The 782-nt window shown below is 46.9% G+C and carries 2 protein-coding genes; one reads left to right on the top strand and one right to left on the bottom strand.

Annotated elements, in window-relative coordinates:
* A partial coding sequence (locus tag R7O13_RS26160; protein ID WP_318305114.1) for a MotB family protein occupies positions 1–535 on the top strand: 535 nt, incomplete at its 5' end.
* Positions 536–545: 10 nt separating this feature from the next.
* On the opposite strand, the gene R7O13_RS26155 is transcribed toward R7O13_RS26160, so the two are convergent.
* On the bottom strand, positions 546–782 hold a 237-nt coding region (locus R7O13_RS26155; protein ID WP_318305113.1), incomplete at its 5' end, for a hypothetical protein.

The raw sequence follows: 782 nt of genomic DNA, 5'->3' as shown, positions 1-782 counted from the left end.
TCAGTCCGCAGAGTCAGACATGCAACAGCAGCAGTCTGAAGAGATGTCACAAGAGATGGAAACCTTGATGGAGAGCATCAAGAAGGCGCTCGAACGTGAAATCGAACAAGGCGCGATTGAAGTGGAGAACCTCGGTCAGCAAATCGTTATACGAATGCGAGAGAAAGGCGCATTCCCAGAAGGTTCTGCATTCCTGCAACCGAAGTTCAGACCATTAGTGCGACAGATTGCTGAGCTAGTGAAAGATGTGCCAGGTATTGTCCGAATCTCTGGTCACACGGACAATCAGCGTTTGGATTCTGAGCTGTATCGCTCGAATTGGGACTTGTCATCGCAGCGTGCGGTGTCGGTCGCTCAAGAGATGGAAAAGGTCAGAGGTTTCTCGCATCAGCGTCTTCGTGTGCGAGGTATGGCGGATACCGAGCCTTTGGTGCCGAATGATTCTGATGAAAACCGCGCACTTAACCGTCGTGTTGAAATCAGTATCATGCAAGGTGAACCTTTATACAGTGAAGAAGTGCCCGTTATTCAATAACAAAGCGCGTCTATAAATAGTTCAGAAGATAAAAAGCGAGCAGAGTGCTCGCTTTTTTATTAAAGACTTTTAGTCGAGAGTCGCTTGTTCTTAAAATCGTAGCCTTGCCTGCAATCCCAGGCATTCTCGCTGCACCTAGCATCTTAAGGTTGTTTGGGTATATAATCTTGCGCCCTAAAAGTGAGCTCATTACATCGTTGAAAACGGCGTGCCTTTCACGCGGATTTCGATTTGATTCTATAGTTAT

It is taken from the genome of Vibrio sp. Y176 (assembly GCF_033438945.1).
The sequence above is the reverse complement of the archived record's forward strand: the minus strand, read 5'-3'. Positions and strand labels throughout refer to the sequence as shown.